At 40.1% G+C, this 551-nt stretch carries 1 pseudogene; it reads right to left on the bottom strand.

What is annotated here, in order from left to right:
- Positions 1–453 (bottom strand): annotated as a pseudogene (locus PH558_RS34055) (helix-turn-helix domain-containing protein); the annotation flags it as partial.
- Positions 454–551 lie beyond the last annotated feature (98 nt).

The following is a 551-nucleotide window of genomic DNA, read 5'->3' as shown; positions in this document are numbered from 1 at the left end:
TTTCTAAATGGCGCTTGGGATGATCTTTCTTCAGATTCTTCTTCCAACGATAATAAGACGAGCGAGAGATACCTAAATGAATACAGATATCCTGCACGGTCATTGTGCTGTGCAATTCTTCTACAAGTTCGACTGACGTTTGGCTATCAACTTCCTTTCCAATTCGTTGTACTTTTTTAACACTTCATTCTGTTGTCTCAGATATCGATTCTCTGCCTGCAGTTTCTCTAATTCGGAAGAATACTCCGGACCTTTTCCATAAGTGTATTGCTTACCAACAGGCTGTTCAAATCGATGTGTATCACCAGCCTTATACCATCTGACCCATGTCTTAATCTGCGTATTATTTTTGATATTCAACTCCTGCATGATCTCTTTCATAGGTACGCCTGCCAATCTCATTTCTACAGCCTTCTGTTTCACTTCAAGCGGATAACTCACTCTTGTCCCCATAGAAAAAACACCTCCAAGTCTAATTTCGGATAACAATCATCCGTATTCAAACTTGAAGGTGTTTTTATTTGTCTCATCTTATGGGGTCAGTCCCCATG

Source organism: Rhizobium pantanalense, from assembly GCF_030182525.1.
Lineage (GTDB): Bacteria > Pseudomonadota > Alphaproteobacteria > Rhizobiales > Rhizobiaceae > Rhizobium.
This window is presented reverse-complemented; position numbering and strand designations above follow the sequence as displayed.